Here is a 19,667-nt window from a genome sequence, read left to right on the forward strand (position 1 = left end):
GTGTGAAACCGCCTGCAAACCCAGCGAAAGCAAGCCCCGACATCGCTTTTGGAGCCGCCGCAACCCGCGCTTGCGTCCCGCTCCCATTTCCTATATAAACATTGATGTCAAAGTAAGTTGATTCGCAGGAGATGCTCCATGCCGTCGGCCGTTCCCACCCCGTCCGATCTCCATATCGAAAAGCGCGACCTCAAATTCGGGCGCGATACGCCGCCACCGCGCTGGTGGCACAGCGGCGATCCCGGCCGCACCGCCTTCTTCAACGCCCTCTCCTCGACCTTCCCGGTCGGCGAGAAGTTCTTCATGACCTCTGTGCGCCACTATCGCGACGATACACCGCAGCCGCTGCGCGCCCAGATCGACGATTTCCTCTACCAGGAATCGATGCATTCGCGCGAACATGTCGTGTTCAACCGCCAGGCCGAGGACGCCGGTTTCGACATCGCCTCGGCAGAGGATCGCGCGCGCCGGACGATCGCCTGGGTCAAGCGCCGCTCGCCGATCCAACAGCTCGCCGCGACCTGCGCACTCGAGCATTTCACCGCGACGCTCGCGCACGACGCGCTCGCCAATCCCGAACATCTCGGCGGCGCCGCCGACGAAGCGCGACAGCTCTGGCGCTGGCACGCGATCGAGGAGATCGAGCACAAGGCGGTGGCGTTCGACACCTATCTCCACGCCGCGCGGCGCATGACGCGGTTCCGCCGCTGGCTCAAGCGCTGCGCGGTGATGTGCGTGACGACGATGCGCTTCCACTATGTCATCTTCCGCAACACCGCCGACCTGCTCCGCCAGGACGACCGCAACGATTTCGCGACCTGGCGGGTGCTGCTCGGTTGGCTCTATGGCCGCCACGGGCTGATGCGCGCGCTGCTGAAGGGCGTCTTCACCTATATGAAGCCCGGTTTCCACCCGTGGCACGTCGACGACCGACCGCTGCTCGCCGAGGCGCTGGCGCTGCTCGAAGCCGCGAAGCCGAAAGGGCTCGCAGCATGAAGCGGATCCTTGTCTCGCTCGCCGCTGTTGCTCTCGCCGTTCCTGCTGGCGCATCGGCCACCGACATCATGGGAGTCTGGGCGACCGGCAGCGAAGGCGGACGCGTCGAAATCTATCGCTGCGGCAAGGCGCTGTGCGGCAAGATCGTCGATGCCAAGCGGCTGCGCGCCAACCCCGATCTGCGCGATGTGCGCAATTCGGATCCGAAGCTCCGCCAGCGCAAGCTCAAGGGCCTGGTCGTGCTTCAGGGTTTCTCGGGCGGCCCGCGCGAATGGAAGGGCGGTCCCGTCTACGACCCCGAATCGGGCGACGGCGCGGGGCGCGGCCAACTCAAGCTGCTCGCCAACGGCACGCTCGAGCTAAAAGGCTGCGTCGCGGTCTTCTGCCGGACCAAGATCTGGACGCGGCCCGCCAGCCGCTCGGTCGACTAGTTCGAAGACCTGCACCGTCGGTCCGCTGCTCTCGCCCGGTACCGCGCGCGCCGTGAAGCGCAGCCGGGCGCCGGCGAGCAAATGGTCGTAGCGCGCGAGTTCCGCGCGATAACCGATGCGGTCGGCGCGATAGCGCAGATGGTTCGTGACGATCGCAAAATCGGCGCGGCAGCTTTCGATCCGCGCCATCGCGACATGCCCGACATCGACGACCGCCCCGCCGCCGCGCGTGCGGTCGACCTTCGAATTGCTCACCCGCCCGGCAAGAAGGTCGCGCACCTCGACGCAGCCGGCCGACCCCATCGGAAAGCGCAAAGCAAAGGGGTCGCCGAGCAGGTCGAACGCGGCATGCTCGATCAAGATGCTGCTGCCGGGCGGAGCGTTGGCCCGCAGCCAGGCCGAAGCCATCTGGCGCGTGTCGTGCCGGCGCTCGGTCGCTTCGCTGCGCGCGGTGCCGATCATCGGCAGCAACAGGAGCGCCAGCGCAAGCGGCAAAGCCGCGCTCCGCATCCGGTGAGCGGGGAGCAAATCCGCCAGCCCGCACAGCGCGCGCGCCACGGCGATGGCGACAAAGGGCAATAGCGGCACGATCCAGCGCTCCCAGCGCAGCGACTGCGCGCTGATCATCGCGAGGAACAACAGGCCGAAGGGCAGCATCACGATCGTCCACCGCCGCCTGCTGCCCGCGCCCCAGGCCATCCCGAGCGCCGCCAGCGCCAGCCCGGCAAAGCCCAACGACGACAGCAGCGCCCCCCCGACATACCAGCCAAGATTGCCGAAAAACCCCTCCCCGGTCGCGCCGGGATGCAGCGGCCGCGCCTCGCCCGACAGATTCTGCACCACCGTCGCGTGGTCGAGCAGCAGATAGGGCGACACGACGACCAGCGTGAGCGCCGCCGAAACCATCAGCAACAAGGGCCCGAGCCAGTCACGCTCGCCCCCGGCGCGGCGTCCGGCCCAGGCGCAGAGCGCGGTTACGCCGACCGCGGCCGCGGGCCATTTGGTCGCGCAAGCCAGCCCCGCGCATAGCCCCGCGACCAGATAGTCGCGCCGCCGCCCGTGTTCGGCGATCGTCAGCGCCGCCAGCGCGGCGAGCAGGATGAAGACGCTCGCCTGCACGTCGGTGCGGATGATCTGCGAATATTCGATATGCACCGGATTGACCGCCAGCACAGCCGCCGCGACCAGCCCGACTCGCGTTCCGCCCAGCCTTTTGCCGAGCCGCCAGGTCAGCCAGACGCACAGCAATCCGCAGGCGACGATCATCAGGCGCGCGGGCAGGAACAATATGCCCGGGTCGGCATAGACCGCCGCCGCCAGCGCATCGGCGTCGGCGTAGCGCCCCGTCGCGATACCGATCCCGGCGACACTCGCGATGACCAGCACGAGCGAATAGAGCGTCGTCGTCCCCGGATGCCCGAACCAGCCGGGGTTCAGGCTCTGCTTGTCGAGCATCTCGAGCGCGGTCGTGACGAACAGTGCTTCGTCGGGATCGTTGAGCGCGGGCAGCCCGAAACCCACGCCGTCGAGGCGCAACACAAGCGCGGTGAGCAGGATCGCGAGCAGCGCCGCGCGTTCGAGCCAGCGCTGCCGGGAAGCGGGGGCCGCCATCTCAGTCGGCGCTGGCGAGCGTGAGCATATTGCCGAGCCGCAGCCCGACCGGCCAGCGCGGCAGCGGCAGCCGCACCTCGCGCAGCCCCGCCGCCTGCAACGCCTGCCGCCCGAGAAAGTCGACCGGAAAGACGTTGCGGCTGCGCTTGACGCGAACGCTGCCATAGCCCGCCTGCCGCAACTGTCGCCCGATCGTGCGCGGGTTATAGAGTTGCGGATGCTGGAGGCAGAAGACCGGCCAGCGGCGCCCGAGCAGGCGGCGCATTGCCGAGCGCTCGTTGTGCGTCACGATCATCAGCACCCCGCCCTGCCGCAGCTTCGCCCGCACCGCGCGCAGCATCGGCGCTGGGTCGAGCAGGTGGTCGAGCACATGCACCATCGCGGCGAGGCTCACCGAAGCATCGGGTACCGCCGACAGGTCGGTCATATCGGGCTGGATCGTCGTCGGCATCGCGCCCACCGCGCGGCGCAGTTCGGCATGTACGGAGCGATTGGGCTCGAACAGCCAGAAATGGCGGAAGCGCCCGCGCCGCGCGGCTTCGCGCGTCAGATGACCGACGTCCGGGCCGATCTCCAGATAGGCGCCGCCCGCGACCACCGACGGCGCAATATCGTCATAATAGCCGCGCTGGGTCGCGACGATCGCGCTTTCGGGGACCACCGCCATGTTCGGCAGCATCGCCGAATAGAGCTGGGTCAGCTGGCGCTGGTCGAAGAAGTGGCGGTTGTAGAGCTGCTCGCAATCCGCGCAGCGATGATAGGTGAAGAAGCGGCGCTCCTGGTCGATGCCGTACCAATAGGGATGCAGCTCGCGGAACGAGCAGGCCTCGGCGCGCGGCGCGCTCGCGACCTCCTCGCGCGCGTCGTGCGATCCGCAGAGCGGGCAGGCGCGGTCGCGAATGGCCGGCGCGCTCATCGCACGCCATGGTCGCGAAAGGTGACGCGGCTGTGCCAGAACCAGCTGCCCACGATCAGCACCAATGTGAAGCCGATCTGCGCGATCGCCGGCGGCACCCCGCCCAGCTCGACGAGCAGAGGCAGCGCCGCCCAGTTGGCGGCGTAATTCACCGCATAGAAGCTGGAGAAGGTCCCGAATTCGCGCAGCAAATCGCCGCGCGTACGGAACACGCCGAGCTTGTACGTCGCGAAGGCGAAGCACAGGCAGACGATCTGCGCCACGCCCAGCGCGACGAGATAATGGGTGCGGAACTCGGGCACCGCCCAAAGCAGCAGCGGATAGAAGGCGAGCCCGAAGGCGGTGTTGAGCGCCCCCGCGGCGAGGAAGCGTAGCGGCTTGCCCAGGCGGAGGAAGCGCACCGTCATGATCTGGCTCATGCCTCGTCCATCAGCGCGATGCGCATGTTCGCCGCGAGTTCTTCGCGCGGCAGGAAGGGCGACAGGTCCTCGAGCGCGGGCGAGGTGATGCGCCCGTCGGGATGCTGTTTGGCGCCGAGCTTGGGCGCGAAGCCGACATGCTCGTCGGCCATGATCTCGCAAAAGGCCGGGCCGTCCGCGGCGAGCGTCGCCGCAATGGCATCGCCGAGTTCGGCATGGCTCGCCGCGCGCGTGTAGGCGAAGCCGAAGGCCGTCGCGATCTTCGCAAAATCGGGGAAGGTGACGTTGCTCTTCGGCCCCCCGCCGACTTCCTGCCCGTTGAAGAAATTGCGCTGGGTCTGGAAGATCGAGACATAGCCGCTGTTGTTGATCAGGATGACCTTCACGGGGAGATTATAGCCCGCGATCGTCTGCATCTCCTGCAAATTCATCATGATGCTGCCGTCGCCCGCGATCGCGACGACGCGCTGCCGGCCCTTGGTCGCGGCGCAGACGCCGATCGCTGCGGGCAGGTCGTAGCCCATCGTCGCGCAGCCCGAATTCGTCCACAGCCGCTGGCCGTGCTTGAGCTGCGCCGCCTGGAACCCGACGACGCACGCGCTGCCATTGCCGGTCACGACGATATCGTCGGCGCCGAGCTGCGCGAACAATTCGTCCATCGCGACATAGGGATGCACGAGCACGTCATGACCCCGATATTCGGGGAGCACCGCCGGGAAGGCCGCGACGCGCCCGCGCGCCCAGCCGAGCCACTCGCGCTGCGTGTCGCTCGGCCCGGCGTAGGGCTGCGCGAGCAAGGCCGGGATCAGCTCGGCAAGGTCCGCGGTCACCGGCATGTCGGGGACGACGGTCGGTTTGGCCAGTTCGACGGGGTCGATGTCGACCCAGATCTTGTATGCTTCGCGCGCGAAGCTTTTCCAGTTGTAGCTGACCTGCCGGATGTTGAGCCGGCTGCCGAGCACGAGCAGCAGGTCGGCGCTCTGCGTCACCATATTGCCGCCGCGGTCGCCGACGGTGCCAGGCTTGCCGCAGTTCAGCGGGTGCTCGGTCCACAGCGCGTCATGCGCGTTCCAGCCGGTCACCACGGGCACACCCAGCCGCTCGATCAGCGTCAGGAATTCGGCATGCGCGCCGCTCAGCCGCACCCCGCTTCCCGCGAACACCACCGGGCGCTCGGCCTCGGCGATGCGCGCCAATATCGCCGCCGCGACCGCGTCCAGATCGTCGCGCTTCCAGGGCTCGTCGAGTTCGGCGGGATCGAACCCCGGCAGCAGATCCTCGGGGTCGATCTTCGCCGCCTGCACGTCGAGCGGGATGTCGAGCCACACCGGCCCCGGCCGCCCGCTGGTCGCCAGATGCAGCGCCTTTTCCAGATGATAGCGGATCGACCGCGGATCGGTGACCATATGGACATATTTGGTGATCGGCCGCACCAGTTCTTCGATATCGAGTTCCTGGTCGCCATATTGGCGCAGCGGCAGGCCGGTGTGACGCACCGTCGTCTCGGTCTTCACCTGCCCCGAAATCACCAGCATGCCGATCGAGTCGACATAGGCGCCATAGACACCGGTGATCGCGTTGGTACCGCCGGGCCCCGAGGTGACGTTGACGACCGCGAGCCGGTTGGTGAGCCGGTAATAGGCCTCGGCCGCCATCGACAGCGCCTGTTCGTGATGCGTGAAGGTCGTCGTCAGCGCGGGATGCGTGCCCAGCGAATGGTTGAGGTGCATCGCGCCCCCGCCGGTCAGCATGAAGACGTCGGCGATGCCCTTATCGGCAAGGAACTGGGCGACCCAGTCGGAGAGCTTGATCTGGCTCATTGTTTCCATCCATTGAAGATTGCGGTGCGGCGGATCGCCGCATCGAGGGAGGTTGTCGGCGCGACGCCGAGCCGATCGCGGACCAGCGCGGTCGAGGGCACGTAGCGCCCGGGGTTCCACCCGGCGTCCGCGCGACCGAGAACCTCGACCCCGGGCCCGCCGAGCACCGCGGCGGTGCGGCGCGCGAGATCGGCGATCGACACCGCCTCCTCGGACCCCATGTTCCACGTCGCGGCGCGCGGCGCGCGCAGCAGCATCAGCCACAGCCAGGCGGCGAGGTCGGCGACGTAGAGATAGGAGCGCACCGCGGTTCCCGCGCTTTCGATGCGGATCGCGCGTCCCGCCATCGCGTCGCGGATGAAGTTGCCCGCGGCGAAATGGATGTCGAGAGAGAGTAAGGGGCCAAGCAGCGCAAAGATGCGTGACGTCACGACGTCGAGTCCGAACTGCTTGCCATAAATGGCGCAGAGCAGTTCGGCGGCGCGCTTGCCCTCGCCATAGGCCGATTTGGGGTCGCGCGGATCGGGACCGCCGAACCAGTCCTCGGCGACATGGGTTACCTCCCACGGCTGCGCGCCATAGACCGCGCCCGAGCTCAGGAAGAGCATCCGCCGCGCCCCCCGCTCGACCGCGAGGTCGAGCGCGTTCCGCGTACCCATGACGATCGTGTCGAACATCCGCCGCGGGTCATGGGCGTTGAGATAAGCGCTGGCATCGGTCGCCGCGTGGATGACGTGGGTGAAGCTACCCGGCGGCGCGACGAAATCGCAGACATCGCCCGTAACGAACTGGAATCGCTTGGCCAGGTGCGGCGCCCTCGCGGCGAAAGCGGCAGGATCGCGGCTCAGGATCACCACCTCGGCATCGCAGTCCGCCTGCGCCAAAGCTTCGAGCATCCAGCGCCCGATGAAGCCGGTCCCCCCGGTCATGAAGATGCGCGCGCCGTTCAGCCCCGCCCAGTACGGCGCGAGCTGGCGGTCGATCGCGGCCAGGTCTTCGGCGAGCAAATCTTCGGCCAGGATCATGCCGCCACCAGCCCCAGCGACGGCCGGTCGCTGCGATGCGCACGCACGACGCGCGCGATGCTGTCGAGCGCCAGCGCGCCGACCAAAATCACGATCAGCCCCGGCCGGATGAAATGCCCCGCGGTCAGCCCGAAGCTCGCGGTCACCGTGCGCTCGCCGAGCCAGCTGGTGCCGGTCACGTCGAGCACCGTCGCGAGCGGCCAGTCGCCGACGAGGCAGAGCAGATAGGCGCAGGCGATCGCTATGATCGGCCCCGCGCCCTTCCAGGGCTCCAGCAGCACGAGGAAGATCAGGAAGAGCTGGGTATAGCCGCCGGGCGATTGCGTCGCCAGATAGGCGCCGAGCAGGATCGCCGCGATGCGGTGCGCGGGCAGCGTCTTGGGCTGCAGCCATGCCGCCGCCAGCGCCGCGAGGGCGAGCAGCTGTGCGGAACGGATCACGATCGGCACCAGAAATTCGATCGTCTCGATCAGCCGCGACGGCACGAATTGCAGCAGCGGAATGTCGAGCGTGCGGAACATGAGGAGCGGCGCATAGCTCGTTGAATAATTGACCTCGTTCCACACCTGCCCGCCCTGGAAGACGACCCAGTTGGCGGTGTTCGATGCGAGTTCCATCGGCGTCCCCGACCCGACGAGCGCGAGCGTGACCAGATAGAGCGCGATCGTCGCAATCCCGGCCATTTCGAGCGTCCGCCAGTCGCGCTTCAGCGCATGCGCGAGCATCGGCAGCACCAGATAGGGCTTGAAATTGATCGTCACCGCCGCCGCGAACCAGCGCCACGGCTTCGACGCGGTGATCGGGCCATGCGCGATCATGAAGAAGGCGAAGGCGACGAGGATCAAATTGCCACGCTCGAGCGTGAACAGCATCGGCAGCCCCAGCGCGATCGCCGCCGTCCGCATCGGCGCGGTGCGGCGGTCGAGGCGGCGGAAGCATATCCACGCCAGCACCACGTCGATGACGTAGAAGGCATAGATGGTCGAGCGCGCCAGCCAGTCGCAATCGCGCGCGTAAAAGGGCGATTGCAGGTAACAGCCCGGCAGGCTCGTCGCATCGAGGAAGACGAAGGACAAGGGCGGATAGATGCTCCGCCACACGTCGTAGATGCCGCGGTTGTTTGCCCAATAGGCGGTGTTGAACCAGTCCATGAAGCTATCGTTGGTGTCGAACACGAAGGGCTGCGGCAGGTAACCGAACTCAACGAAAAAGCGCAGCGTCCACGCAAAACTCGCCGCGACGGCGAGCGCGAGCAGGGCTTCCGGGACCAGCGGAAGCAGACGGACGCGCGGCGCGCTCACGGGCGGCGGATCAAAGTGCGCGCCGCGGGCAACGCGCGGTCGGCGGGGAAACCCAGCCGTTCTTCCTCGATCACCAGCGGCACGTTGCGACTGCGCTCGCCGAGCATCCGCACCTGCTCGCCGATCAGCCCGAGGAAGAGCAGCAGCACTGCGAAGAGCGCGAAGCCGAGCGCAAGCCCGAGCAGCGCCCACACCGGGCCGCCGAACGGCACCGCGATCAGCCCGCCCGCAAGCAAGGCGAAGGCCAGCAGTCCGATATAAACCGACAGGAACAGCGGCAACCGCAGCAGCGACTTCGCCGACCCCGCCAGCCCCGACAGCGCGAAAGAGGCGAGCGCCGCAAAATCATTCTTGCTCTCCCCTGCCGCGCGCTCGGGCCGGTCGAAGGGCACCAGCGCCAGCCGGAAGCCGCTTTCGACCACCATGCCGCGAAAGAAAGGCTCGGGCTCGTTCCACGCCGCCAGCGTGTCGATCACCGCGCGGTCGAACAACCCGAAACCCGTCGCGCCCGGGATCACCGGATAATCGCCGAAGCGCTGCAGGAAGCCGTAACCGATATGCCGCACCGCGAGCAGCACCGGCGACGCCTTCTCCGAGCGCCGCTGCCCCAACACCACCTCGGCCCCCGCGCGCCACTGCGCGACAAAGGCGCCGATCAGCTCGGGCGGATCCTGGAAATCGGCGCACATGCCGATCACCGCGCGCCCCTCGGCCTGGTAGAGGCCATAGGTCGGCGAGCGCATCTGCCCATAATTGCGGTTGTTGAGGATCGCACGCACCCGCGGGTCGGCCGCGCACAGCGCGCGCATGATATGGCGCGTGCCGTCGGTCGAGCCATTGTCGATCAGGATCACCTCGTGCCGCGCAACATGACGCTCGGCCTCGGCATTCACCGCGGCGACGATCGCCGCGACATTCTCCGCCTCGTTGAAGCAGGGAATGACGATCGAGAGTTCGGGATGCCCCTCCCCGTCGCTCATGCCGCGCGCTTTCCGAACAGCCTGATCCCCGTCGCGGGCGCATAGATTTCAGTGAAGATCGCGCCGAGGATCACCAGTGCGAGCAAGGCCAGCGCGGCGATGTTGTATTTGCGATCGGCATCGAGCCGCGGCGCTTCCAGCACCTGCACGCTCGACGCGGTCTCGCCCGCCAGCGTTTCGACCGCGACCTCTTCGGACGAGCGCGCATAGACCTCGTACAGCGCCTGCGCGAAACGATAGTCGCGGTAGCGGTCGAGATATTCGCCCGACACCTCGCTGAGCCCCGCGACATTGGGGCCCGCCGCGCCCGCCGCCGGGGTCGCGCTGCGCGCGATCTGCGCGCGCAGCGAGGCGACTTGCGACTGCACCGCCATCAGCTGCGGATTTTCGGGGCCCTGGAATTTCTGGAGTGTCGTCAGTTCGACCTGCTTCGCCTGCAATTGCGCCTCCAGCCCCGCACGCACCGACAACGCCGAGCCGAGCTCGGCCTGCGGCTCGGCCAGCCGGTTGCGGCGGCGGAATTCGTTCAGCGCATTTTCGGTCGCGGTGACGCGGTCGGCGGCCTCGCGGAAACGCTGCATCACCACCGCGCGCTTGCGCTCGACGCGGTCCTTGCCCAGCGCGACGATGCGGTTGCTGATCGCCTCGACATAGGCGCCCGTCAGTTTCTCGGCCTCATCGGCGTCGCGCGTGCGCACTTCGATCTCGATCATCCCGCCGGTCAGCGAGTGGACGTCGACCTTCTTCGCCAGCGCGACGCGCGCGCTCCGTTCGGAGCCATAAGCGCCCGGCCCGGCGAGCTTCAGCTTTTTGATCACCCGGTCGGTGACCTCGTCGCTGCGTCCGACCGCGAGATACATGTCGATCTGCTGCTTCGCGCCGCCGAACAGCGAGGCGAAGCCCTGGAGCTGGCCGCCGAGCGCATTCATCATCGACCCGAGCCCGATGCTGTTGCTGTCCTGCGGCAGGATTTTCGCGCGCGCGACATAGGGCTGCGGAAAGACGGTGAGCACCGCCAGCACCAGCGCGGCGATCGCATAGGCGCGGCGGCGCCACCTCGGATCGGCGACCATCACGAGAACGCGGCTCATTTCGCGAGCGCCGCGACCGAGGCCGCCCCGACCAATCCGCTGAACAAGGTGCCGGTGATGTCGCGCAGCCGCGCCCAGAATTCGCCGCGATTGGCGTCGATCGGCACATAGACGAGGTCGCCGGGCAGCGCGGGCGCGCGCAGCGCCTTCTTGCCGCCCGCCAGCACCGTGCCGTTGGCGCGCACGACGAACACCTCGCTCTTGTCGCCGATCGTCTGGATGCCGCCCGCCGAGGTCACGAAATCGCCGACCGTCGCGCCCGGGCGGTAGGCGAAGGACGCCGGGCTCGGCACCGCGCCGAACACGCCGACCGTCACCGGCCGCGCGGGCACATGGACGACATCGTTATTCTCGAGGATCAGGTCGGCAGGCAAGGCCGCGGCGTCGACCGGCAGGTCGAAGACCAGCCGCCCGTCGGGCTCGCGGCGGCGGAGCTGATCGACGATATTCTCGATCAACGCCAGATTGCCCGGCTGGACGAGCTGCGCGCGCTGGACCGAGGTCACCGGCTGCGCCGCGAGCAGCAATTCGACATCGTCGATCGCGCGGTCGTAGCTCAGGCGCTGCTGGTGCTTGACGCTCTCGCGCGTGATCACGCTGGCATAGGGGAAAGCTTCGCTCGTGAGCCCTCCCGCCTGCGCGACGACGTCGGCCATGCGTGTGCCCGGCTGGACATAATAATGGCCGGGCTTGACCACCTCGCCGCTCAGCGTGACGAGCACGGGCTGCTGGCGCAGCGGCCGTGCGATGCCGATGTTCGACAGCAGGCGGATGACATCGCCGCGCTTCGCTTGGCGGCTGCCCGCCTCGGTCGCCGAAATCTCGCGCCAGCCGGCACTGTCTGGGTTAATCGCGTTGAGCAGCATCAGCCGCCCGTCGTCGGCGACGCTGTTGACGCCGCCGGCATAGACGATCGCGTCGGTCAGCGTCTCGTCGGGGGCGAGCTCGAAGATCGCCTCGCGATTGGCGCTGCCGATCACCGCGACCTCGGCACCGACCGGCGCGACATGGATGACGTCGCCGTTCTGCAACATCGCGTCGCCGCGCTTGTCGCCCTTCAAGAGCAGGTCGTAGAGGTCGAAGTCCGAGACGATTTGCCCGCCGCGGCGCAGCTGGATCGAGCGATAGCTGCCGCCCGAAGCGGGGCCACCCGCCGCGAGCACGACATTGACGAGCGTCGACAGGCTGCTCGCGGTGTAGGAGCCCGGCCGCGCCGCGAAGCCGGTGACATAGACGGTGATACCGTGCAGCTTCGCCACCCCGACCTCGAGGTGGAAGCCGCGGTACTGGCGCGACACTTCGCGCTCGATCACGCCATGGACGTCGCCGTAACGTACCCCGCCGACGCGGATCGCGCCGACGCGCGGAACGAAGATGCGCCCCTCACCATCGACGACCAGCCGCAGCCCCGACGCCTGCACCGATCCGGTAAGCCCAAGCAGCAGCTCGTCGCCCGGATTGATGCGATAGTCGGGCGGGATCGCGGTCGTCGGCGGCGCGGTGAAATCGCGCGATGCCGGCGTCAACAGTTCCGAGCCGAAACGGCGCAGCGGCTTGCCCGCGATGCGCGAGACCCAGGTTTCGAATTCATTGGCCATCGGTGCGGGCGGAATGGCCGCGGGGCGCCGCGCCGGGTCGGCGGGCACATCCGCGGGCGCGGGGGTGTCGATCACCGCGGGCTCGACCGGCGCGATCTCGACCGGCGGCACCGCGATCTGCTCGGCCGCGCCGCGGTTCGCCGCATTGTCGATCGCGCCACCGCCGACGGGCGGGGCGAGCTGCGCCGACACGGGCGTCAGCGCGATCAGCGCCAGCAGCCCCGCTGCCAGCGGCTTCCACTTCGAAATCATCGGTCCACTACTTCCATTTCGGCCAGCCCGGCTTCGGCGCCGAGCAGCAGGTCGGCGGCCGCCTGCCACAGATCGGGGGTCGCGGCGGCGAGCATACCCTGCCCGCTCCCGCCGACGCGGTAGGGGCGGCCGTCCCAATGCGTCGCCTTGCCGCCCGCCTCGGTCAGGAACAAAGCGCCCGCGGCATGGTCCCACGGCAGGATGCGCTGGAACAGCGCGATATCGTCCTGCCCCAGCACCAGTCGCGGATAGCTTTCGGCGGCGCAGCGCGGCACCGGGCGCACGTCAAGCTGCGCCGCGGCGGCATGGACGCGCGCGCGCCGTTCTTCATCCATGAAATGCGTGCCGAGCGCGGCGCGCGGGGGCGTTCGCGACGCACGCCGCGCGGGCACCGGCGCGCCATCGCAGGTCGCGCCCTTGCCGCGCTCGGCATGGCACAGGCGCCCCGCGAGCGGATCGTAGATCCACGCGCTCAGCGGCTCGCCATCCTCGACCAGCGCGACCATCATGCCGAAGGGCGCCCGCCCTTCGGCAAAGTTGGCGGTGCCGTCGAGCGGGTCGATCAGCCACACCAGCCCTTCACCGATATTCGCGAGCAGCCCCGCGTCGCGCGCCGCGGCTTCCTCGCCGACGATGCGCGCGCCGAGCCCGAGCGCCGCGAGGCCGTCGGCCAATCGCACTTCGCTTTCGCGATCGACGATCGTGACGATCTCGCCGGGGCTCTTCTCGTCGATCTCCTCGGGTGCGAGCAGGCGGAAACGCGGCATCACCACGTCGCCCGCGACCTCGCGCAAGAGGAGCGAAACCTGCTCGCGAAGCGGCATCGGCGTCAGGCCGCGACCGTCAGGCGCGGACGCTTGGCGGCACTGCTGCGTTCTTCCATCATGCGGATGCGCGGCAGGTCCTCGTCGGCGATGACGCTGTAATATTCGCGCTTGTTCTGCAGCCAGGCGAGTTCGAAGGCGACGGCGTTGGCGACCCCGGCCTCGAAGCCAGCGCTTTCGACCGCGGCGCCGTCGAACACGACTTTGCGCGTCTCGAAACGGTCGAGCCGCACGCTGCGGATTTCGCGGAGCGCCGCGGCCGCCGCGACCGCGACCGACCCGCCGACGACCAGCTCGAGGTCATGGCTGGCACAGGCCTGCGCGGCGACGAGCACCGCGTCGGTGATCGCGCGGTCGTTGATCGCATCGCGCGCCATCCCGCGCGACAGGGTGAAATCGACGCGCCCGAAGACGATGCCGTCGATCTCGCGCGCCAGCGGCAGCATCGCATCCAGGTTCTGCAGCGTCGTCTCGGTCTCGAGGTTGAACAGCAGGTTCGTGTCGCCGCGGTCGGCGCCATAGACCTTGCGGCCGGCATCGACGAATTTCGACAGCGCATAGGGCGTCTCGACCATCGGCGCGATGATATAGTCGGCGCCATAGAGCTTCGACGCGTGCAGGTCGGTCACCGCCTCGCAGCCGCCGATCTTGAGCGCGAATTTGAGGTCGGCGCGCCACGTCAGTTCGAGCAGGCGGAGCAGCTCGTCGGGGCGCGTGCCCTCGGCCTCGAACTCGGCCTTGACGGCGACGACCCCATAATGGTCGCGGCCCTTTTTCAGCATGTCGAGCATGCGTTTCTCGGTGGCATTCATGTGGGCGTCTCCCTTCGATGAAAAGGCTGTTGTCATCGGTAAAGACGAACGAGCGCCGCACTTTCCGTAACGATTCCGTCAGAAAAATATTTCCTCCTGCCGATCCAAGGGTGGCGTCGAACGGCTCCGTCATTACAGGAAATGCCCGTGCCCCCGGCCCTTCGCCCGACCCTCGCGCTGATGCTGCTCCCGCTATTGGGCGGCGCCTCCTATGCGGAAGGGACCACCCTCCCCTCGGGCGAAACCAGCGGGCAACTTATGGCCGGATGGAGCGCTCCCGAACCCACTCCGGCGCCCCCGATCGTGATCCAGGAACCCCGCGCCAAGCAGGTCGCCACGAAGGGGTTGATCCGCCTGTCGTCGGGTTTCGGCGTGCGCACCGATCCCATCGACGGCGGGCGCCGCGCGCACCACGGGCTCGACATTCCCGGCGGCGCGGGCACCCCGATCCTCGCTTCGGCGCCCGGGCGCGTTGCTTTCGCAGGACCCGCGGGCGGTTACGGTCGCATGGTCGAGATCGACCATGGCGGCGGGCTCGCAACGCGCTACGCACATCTGTCGCAGATCCTCGTCGCGCGCGGTCAGGCGGTCTCGCTGCAACAGCCGATCGCGCTGATGGGCTCGACCGGCCGTTCGACGGGCAATCATCTGCATTTCGAGGTGCGGCTGAACGGACGTCCCACCGACCCGCTCGGCTGGTTCGGCGCCGCTCCGCCGGCGCCCACACCCCGCAGCATGACCGTGCAGGCGCCCGCCGCGCCGCATGTCTCGCAATTCGCCAGCCGGCGTACGCCGGCGGCTTCCTCGACCCCCGCCCTCCCCGGCGGCGAGCAGGCGCGCTGAGCGATGACCGGCGGGGCCACGGCGACGAGCCTGCAGCAGGTGCTCCAGTGCGAGCGGAACCGGCTGATCCGCTTCCTCGCCGCGCGCGGCGCAGGCGACGAAGCCGAGGATCTGTTCCACGAGCTGTGGCAGAAGGTGGGCGCGCTGACCGACAGGCCGGTCGGCGAACCTTTATCCTATCTCTTCCGCGCGGCCGAAAATCTGGTCCGCGACGTGCGCCGCGCCGCCGCCAGCCGGGGCCGCCGGCACCAGGACTGGCACGACCTCGCCGATGCGCCCGCCGAGCGTCCCCATGGTGAGCGCGCGCTCGTCGCGCGCGAGCAGCTCGCGGCGATCGAGGCCGCGCTCGCCGGGCTCGGACCGCGCGTCGATGCCATTTTTCGCCGCTACCGGCTTGACGGCGTCGGTCAGGCCGATATCGCGGCGGAATGGGGGATCAGTCTGAGCTCGGTCGAAAAGGACCTGCAAAAGGCGTATCGCACGCTGACCGAACTAAAGGCGCGTTTCGATGCGGAATAGGCTTGCCCGCTTCGTCATGGGGTAAATCCCGTCGAAACAGGGAAGTGGGGAATGCCGACGCATCCATCTGAGCTGAACGAGGCCGCCCGGCATTGGGCGATCCGCGTCGGCGACCCCGCTTTCGACGACTGGGATGCGCTGACCAAGTGGCTGGAGGCCGATCCCGCGCATCTCGCCGCCTATGAAGCCGCGATTGACGGCGCCGACTGGGCGGCCGCCGTGCTGAAGCCGAAGGCGTCGTGAGCGAAACCGGCGCCGCACCGCTGCTCAAGGACCTGCTCGGCCCGGCGGCGCTCGCCAGCATCGCCGATGCGGGCACCGCCGCCTCGCCGCGCTTCGACCGCGCCGCTTTCCTGACCGCCGCCTCCGACGGGATCGACGCGCTGTCGATCATGGAGCGCGTGCGCCATATCGCCGCAGCACTCGTCCCCGCGCTGCCCGCCGACTATTCCGCCGCGCTCGACATTTTGCGCGCGATGGCGCCGCGGCTGTCGGGCGGCTTCCAGACGGTCGCGATCACCGACTATGTCGCGCAGCAGGGCCTAGGCGATTTCGACGCGTCACTGGCGGCGCTCGCCGATCTCACGCGCTACGGCACCGCCGAATTCGCGATCCGGCCCTTCCTCGCCGCCGACACGCCGCGCACGCTCGCCGCGATGCAGCGCTGGACGGCGAGCGACGACGAGCATGTCCGCCGCCTCGCCAGCGAAGGCTGCCGCCCGCGCCTCCCTTGGGCCGCGCGCGTGCCCGCGCTCAAGGCCGACCCGGTGCTCGGCGCGCCGATCCTCGAGGCGCTGAAGGCCGATCCTGCCGTCTATGTGCGCAAGTCGGTCGCCAACCATCTCAACGACATCGCCAAGGACCGCCCCGACTGGCTGCTCGATCGGCTGGCAGGCTGGTCGCAGGACGATCCCGCAACGCGCTGGATCGTCCGCCACGCGCTCCGCACGCTGATCAAGGCGGGCGATCCGCGCGCGCTGGCGCTGATCGGGGTCGGGCATGGCGCCGAGGTCGCGGTGCATCGCTTCGCTGTCGATCCGGCGACGGTACGGCTGGGCGAGCAGATTGCGATCGCAGCTGAACTCGCCTCGACTTCGACGGAAATGCAGCCGCTCGTGGTCGATTACCGCGTCCATTATGCCCGCGCGGGAGGGAAGAGTGCCGCCAAAGTGTTCAAATGGAAGGCAATCGATCTTGCCGCGGGCGAGACCGCCGCGCTGTCGATCCGCCAGACGATCCGCGATTTCAGCACCCGGCGCCACCATCCGGGACGCCACCGCATCGAGCTGATCGTCAACGGCCAGACGATGGCCGAAACCGCGTTCGACCTCGTCCCCGCCTGATCAGGCCTTCACGATCCGGAGCGCGATCCACGGCTTCGCGGGCAGCTTGATGCTCGGCCGCGCCGGGTCGTGGACGTCATATTCGTTGCGCCGCGCCATCCGGAACAGCCCCTCGACCGGGGTCACCGTCATGTTCCAGGTGTCGATGATGTCGATGCGATAGCTCTGCAGCGCCTTCTCGCCGCGTCCGGGCAGGACCACCGGCCATTCGGCGGGCGTGTTCGCGCCGAAATATTTGAGATAATAAGCGAATTCCTGGCCGCCGATATGATAGTCCCACCAGTGCTGGATCGGGTCGATCCCGGGCACCGGCCCCTCTTCCATGATCTTTTTGAGGAACGCCAGCCGCGGCGGGCTCGTCCCCTGCAGCCTGCCGCCCTGCCCCAGCCACGAATAATCGGCATTGCGATTGGGGTCATAGGTCTCGCTGTGCCCCACATAGGTGCCGCCGACCAGCCCCCACCAGAAGCGCTCGACCATCTGTTCGCCGGTCAGTCGGCCCCAGCGCTTGTCCGAATTGCCCTCATAGACGACCTCGTCGAAAATCACGGGCTTGAGCGCGAAATCGCGGTGCAGCGCGGCACGGATGTCGTCGAGCACCGCGGCGCCGTTCTGGATGCTCGCGTGGGTGATCCACGGCTTGCGGTGGTCGTAATAGGTGTTGATCTGGTGGATCGAACGCAGACGGTCGTGCGGGTCGGCGGCGACCAGTATCTCGAACAGATGATCCCAGTCGGCCATCGTCTTGGTCTTGATATGGTCGTACTCGTTGCCCATCGACCACCAGACATGGCGGTACGCGCCCCAGCGCGCGGCGCAGTAGCGGACATAGCGCTCGTCGTCGGCGCGCTGCATGTCGTTGTAGCCGCGCTTCTCGTCATAGGGGTGATAGAGGATGACGTCGGCCTCGATCCCCAATTCGCCGAGGCGAATGATGCGGTCCTCGTAGCGGCGGAAATAGGCGGGGTCGAAGCGCGCCGGGTCCCAGTCGCGCGGGCCATCGCCCGTGCGCACGAAAGGATTGGTCGCAACCGATTCCACATTGGGGGTCACCAGCATCCGCATCTTGTTGAAGGGCGCGCCCTTCAGCGTCGCAATCGTCTCGGCGCATTTGGCGTCGGACTGCAGCGCCCAGGCGTAGCAGGTCGTTCCGATCTGGCGGAACGGCGTGCCGTCGGCATAAGCGAAATGATAGCCGTCTTTGGTCACCCGCACCGGGCCGCGATTGCCCTTCGCTGGCGCGATGCTGTCGAAGCTGCCCGTCTGACCATCCATCGCGCTGGCGTTGCTGGCGCTGCGCCAAGTCCAGCGACCCGTCTCGGGCGGGCTGAAGCGGATGCGATAGACGCCCTCGCCATCGTAAAAGCCCGGGACCGCAATCGCCTTGCCGCCGCTTTCGAAAGTCGCCGACAGTTCGACCTCGTCGAAGGGATTGCCCGCCGACGGCCCATCGAAGACCAGTTCGTACACACCCCAGCGCTCGGCGCGCTTGGCCCCTTGCGCAAGCGCCGGGCTCGCCGCCGCCGCGCCGGCGACGAGCCCGGCCGCGAGCATCTGCCGCCGCGAAATACTCATGCCGCGCGTTCCGCCTCGAGCTGTTCGAGCGACTTGCCCTCGTTGCGCGGCGCCCAGACGAAGCCGATCACGCCGCTGATCGCGAGGAAACCGACGAGGATCCAGGCCAGCGTGGTAAAGCCGGTGGCAGTAAGCCACGGCACGAAAAAGCTGAACACCCCGAGCGCGATGCGCACCACCGCGAACATCAGCCCCTGCGCGGTCGAGCGGAGCATCGTCGGGAACATCTCCGAACTCCACAGCTGGAAAAAGCTCTGCGCACCGAACCCGCCGCCGACCGACATCAGGAAGACGTGGACGATCGCGAGCGGCAAGGTGAGCGGGAAGAGCGCGAGCAAAGCCATGCCGACGACCTGCGTCACCGCCGAGATGCCGAACAGCAGCCGCTGGTTCACCCGGTCGGCGAGCTTCATGAAGATGAAGTAGATCGATCCCATGCCGAGCAGGAAGCTGAGCGCCAGCACCGCGACCGAAGTCGCCTGGCTCTGATCGCCGACGGTGCGCAGGATATAGGGGAAGAAGAAGCCGTTGGTTCCCGCCCACAGGTTCCAGAACAGATACATGCCGCTGAGGAAGGCCATCGATCCGATATGCTGGCGCGTGAAGAGGTCGCGGATGCGCCCCTGCTTCACCTTCGCCTCGCCGCGCTCCCCTGTTTCTTTGGCGTCGACCTCTTGCGCTTCGAGCCAGCGCCGCGATTCCTGCATCTTCGATCGCAGGAAGGTCAGCGCGATCGCGAGGATCGCGAGATGCGCGAAGACGATGCGCGCCGCAAGCATGCCGAGCGGTTCGAGGATGAGGAACATCACCAGCACCGCGACCGGGCCCAGATACCAGAGCACCTGCGCGACGCCGCTATGCTTGCCCCTTTTGTCGTCGGGCGCCATTTCGGCGATCAGCGACCAGGAGGCGGGAATGTCGGCGCCGACCGCGAGGCCGACGAGGAAGAAGCCGATGATCACCATCCACGCGTTCATCGCGAAGACCAGCCAGAGCATGCCGAACGCATAGAAGAGCATGTCGTACTGGTAGATCTTCTTGCGGCCCAGAAGATCGCAGAGCCGCCCGCCGATCAGCGCGCCGACCCCCGCCGAAATCGCATTGGGACCAAAGGCGCCGATCATGCCGATCAGGTCGGTGTCGAGCCGATACGCCTCGGCCCACAGCGCCAGCGCCGCCGATCCCGCGACAATCGACCCCGCGTCGATATAATTGGCGAGGCCGGCGAGGATGGTGTTTTTCCAGTCCTCGCGCTCGCTCCGTTCCGGCGCTGCGCCAGCCGCTTCACTCATTTTCGCCTCTCCGCCCGTC

The 19,667-nt window shown here is 67.9% G+C and carries 19 protein-coding genes; 6 read left to right on the forward strand and 13 right to left on the reverse strand.

Translation table 11 applies throughout. From position 1 onward, the window contains the following. Positions 1-138: 138 nt before the first annotated feature. Both ATE62_RS03920 and ATE62_RS03925 read left to right on the forward strand, forming a co-directional pair. Positions 139-996, forward strand: a complete 858-nt coding sequence (locus tag ATE62_RS03920; protein WP_058807028.1) for a metal-dependent hydrolase — start codon at positions 139-141, stop codon at positions 994-996. Then, positions 993-1,427 carry a DUF2147 domain-containing protein gene (locus ATE62_RS03925; protein WP_058807027.1) on the forward strand — a complete coding sequence of 145 codons (435 nt, stop codon included), beginning with the start codon at positions 993-995 and terminating at the stop codon, positions 1,425-1,427. The genes ATE62_RS03920 and ATE62_RS03925 overlap by 4 nt, the downstream gene beginning before the upstream one ends. Here the strand turns inward: ATE62_RS03925 and ATE62_RS03930 are convergent. From ATE62_RS03930 to ATE62_RS03980, 11 genes are read right to left on the reverse strand one after another with little or no spacing between them, the layout of a single operon-like run. Then, the gene (locus tag ATE62_RS03930) at positions 1,356-3,038 is read right to left on the reverse strand and encodes an ArnT family glycosyltransferase (RefSeq protein WP_058807026.1); all 1,683 of its coding nucleotides are present in this window, start codon (positions 3,036-3,038) and stop codon (positions 1,356-1,358) included. The two genes, ATE62_RS03925 and ATE62_RS03930, sit on opposite strands and share 72 nt — an antisense overlap. A gap of 1 nt (position 3,039) precedes the next feature. Beyond that, positions 3,040-3,954 carry a class I SAM-dependent methyltransferase gene (locus ATE62_RS03935; protein ID WP_058807025.1) on the reverse strand — a complete coding sequence of 305 codons (915 nt, stop codon included), beginning with the start codon at positions 3,952-3,954 and terminating at the stop codon, positions 3,040-3,042. Further along, positions 3,951-4,373, reverse strand: a complete 423-nt coding sequence (locus ATE62_RS03940; protein WP_231736072.1) for a GtrA family protein — start codon at positions 4,371-4,373, stop codon at positions 3,951-3,953. Before ATE62_RS03940 ends, ATE62_RS03935 begins: the two co-directional genes overlap by 4 nt. Next, the gene (locus ATE62_RS03945; RefSeq protein WP_231736075.1) at positions 4,370-6,193 is read right to left on the reverse strand and encodes a thiamine pyrophosphate-binding protein; all 1,824 of its coding nucleotides are present in this window, start codon (positions 6,191-6,193) and stop codon (positions 4,370-4,372) included. Before ATE62_RS03945 ends, ATE62_RS03940 begins: the two co-directional genes overlap by 4 nt. Further along, the gene (locus ATE62_RS03950; RefSeq protein WP_058807023.1) at positions 6,190-7,218 is read right to left on the reverse strand and encodes an NAD-dependent epimerase/dehydratase family protein; all 1,029 of its coding nucleotides are present in this window, start codon (positions 7,216-7,218) and stop codon (positions 6,190-6,192) included. The genes ATE62_RS03945 and ATE62_RS03950 overlap by 4 nt, the downstream gene beginning before the upstream one ends. Next, positions 7,215-8,519: a hypothetical protein gene (locus tag ATE62_RS03955; RefSeq protein WP_058807022.1), complete on the reverse strand. Its 1,305-nt coding sequence runs from the start codon at positions 8,517-8,519 to the stop codon at positions 7,215-7,217. Before ATE62_RS03955 ends, ATE62_RS03950 begins: the two co-directional genes overlap by 4 nt. Next, positions 8,516-9,499 (reverse strand): glycosyltransferase family 2 protein, encoded by a 984-nt coding sequence (locus ATE62_RS03960; protein WP_058807021.1) that lies wholly within the window; start codon positions 9,497-9,499, stop codon positions 8,516-8,518. Before ATE62_RS03960 ends, ATE62_RS03955 begins: the two co-directional genes overlap by 4 nt. Continuing rightward, the gene (locus ATE62_RS03965) at positions 9,496-10,590 is read right to left on the reverse strand and encodes a capsule biosynthesis protein (protein ID WP_058807020.1); all 1,095 of its coding nucleotides are present in this window, start codon (positions 10,588-10,590) and stop codon (positions 9,496-9,498) included. The genes ATE62_RS03960 and ATE62_RS03965 overlap by 4 nt, the downstream gene beginning before the upstream one ends. Further along, positions 10,587-12,440: a polysaccharide biosynthesis/export family protein gene (locus ATE62_RS03970; RefSeq protein ID WP_058807019.1), complete on the reverse strand. Its 1,854-nt coding sequence runs from the start codon at positions 12,438-12,440 to the stop codon at positions 10,587-10,589. The genes ATE62_RS03965 and ATE62_RS03970 overlap by 4 nt, the downstream gene beginning before the upstream one ends. Further along, on the reverse strand, positions 12,437-13,264 hold the full coding sequence (locus ATE62_RS03975; protein WP_058807018.1) for an inositol monophosphatase family protein: 828 nt from the start codon (positions 13,262-13,264) through the stop codon (positions 12,437-12,439). The genes ATE62_RS03970 and ATE62_RS03975 overlap by 4 nt, the downstream gene beginning before the upstream one ends. A 5-nt stretch (positions 13,265-13,269) precedes the next feature. Beyond that, on the reverse strand, positions 13,270-14,076 hold the full coding sequence (locus tag ATE62_RS03980) for an aldolase/citrate lyase family protein (RefSeq protein WP_231736078.1): 807 nt from the start codon (positions 14,074-14,076) through the stop codon (positions 13,270-13,272). Positions 14,077-14,223: 147 nt separating this feature from the next. Between ATE62_RS03980 and ATE62_RS03985 the strand changes: the two genes are divergently transcribed. Genes ATE62_RS03985 through ATE62_RS04000 form a run of 4 tightly spaced genes read left to right on the forward strand, consistent with a single transcriptional unit; the run spans position 14,224 to position 16,781 of the window. Beyond that, positions 14,224-14,919, forward strand: a complete 696-nt coding sequence (locus ATE62_RS03985; RefSeq protein ID WP_231736082.1) for a M23 family metallopeptidase — start codon at positions 14,224-14,226, stop codon at positions 14,917-14,919. 3 nt (positions 14,920-14,922) lie between these two features. Continuing rightward, entirely contained in the window at positions 14,923-15,438 is a 516-nt protein-coding gene (locus tag ATE62_RS03990; RefSeq protein ID WP_058807016.1) for an RNA polymerase sigma factor, read from the forward strand. Between the two features lie 51 nt (positions 15,439-15,489). After that, positions 15,490-15,681 (forward strand): DUF4880 domain-containing protein, encoded by a 192-nt coding sequence (locus tag ATE62_RS03995; RefSeq protein ID WP_058807015.1) that lies wholly within the window; start codon positions 15,490-15,492, stop codon positions 15,679-15,681. Then, a complete protein-coding gene (locus ATE62_RS04000) occupies positions 15,678-16,781 on the forward strand; it encodes a DNA alkylation repair protein (protein ID WP_058807014.1) in 1,104 nt (367 codons plus the stop codon). The genes ATE62_RS03995 and ATE62_RS04000 overlap by 4 nt, the downstream gene beginning before the upstream one ends. On the opposite strand, the gene ATE62_RS04005 is transcribed toward ATE62_RS04000, so the two are convergent. Beyond that, positions 16,782-18,356 carry a DUF5060 domain-containing protein gene (locus tag ATE62_RS04005; RefSeq protein ID WP_058807013.1) on the reverse strand — a complete coding sequence of 525 codons (1,575 nt, stop codon included), beginning with the start codon at positions 18,354-18,356 and terminating at the stop codon, positions 16,782-16,784. It lies immediately after the preceding gene. Further along, positions 18,353-19,648, reverse strand: a complete 1,296-nt coding sequence (locus ATE62_RS04010) for an MFS transporter (protein WP_058807012.1) — start codon at positions 19,646-19,648, stop codon at positions 18,353-18,355. The genes ATE62_RS04005 and ATE62_RS04010 overlap by 4 nt, the downstream gene beginning before the upstream one ends. Positions 19,649-19,667: the final 19 nt, after the last annotated feature.

Source organism: Sphingopyxis sp. HIX (assembly GCF_001468285.1).
Classification (GTDB): Bacteria; Pseudomonadota; Alphaproteobacteria; order Sphingomonadales; family Sphingomonadaceae; genus Sphingopyxis.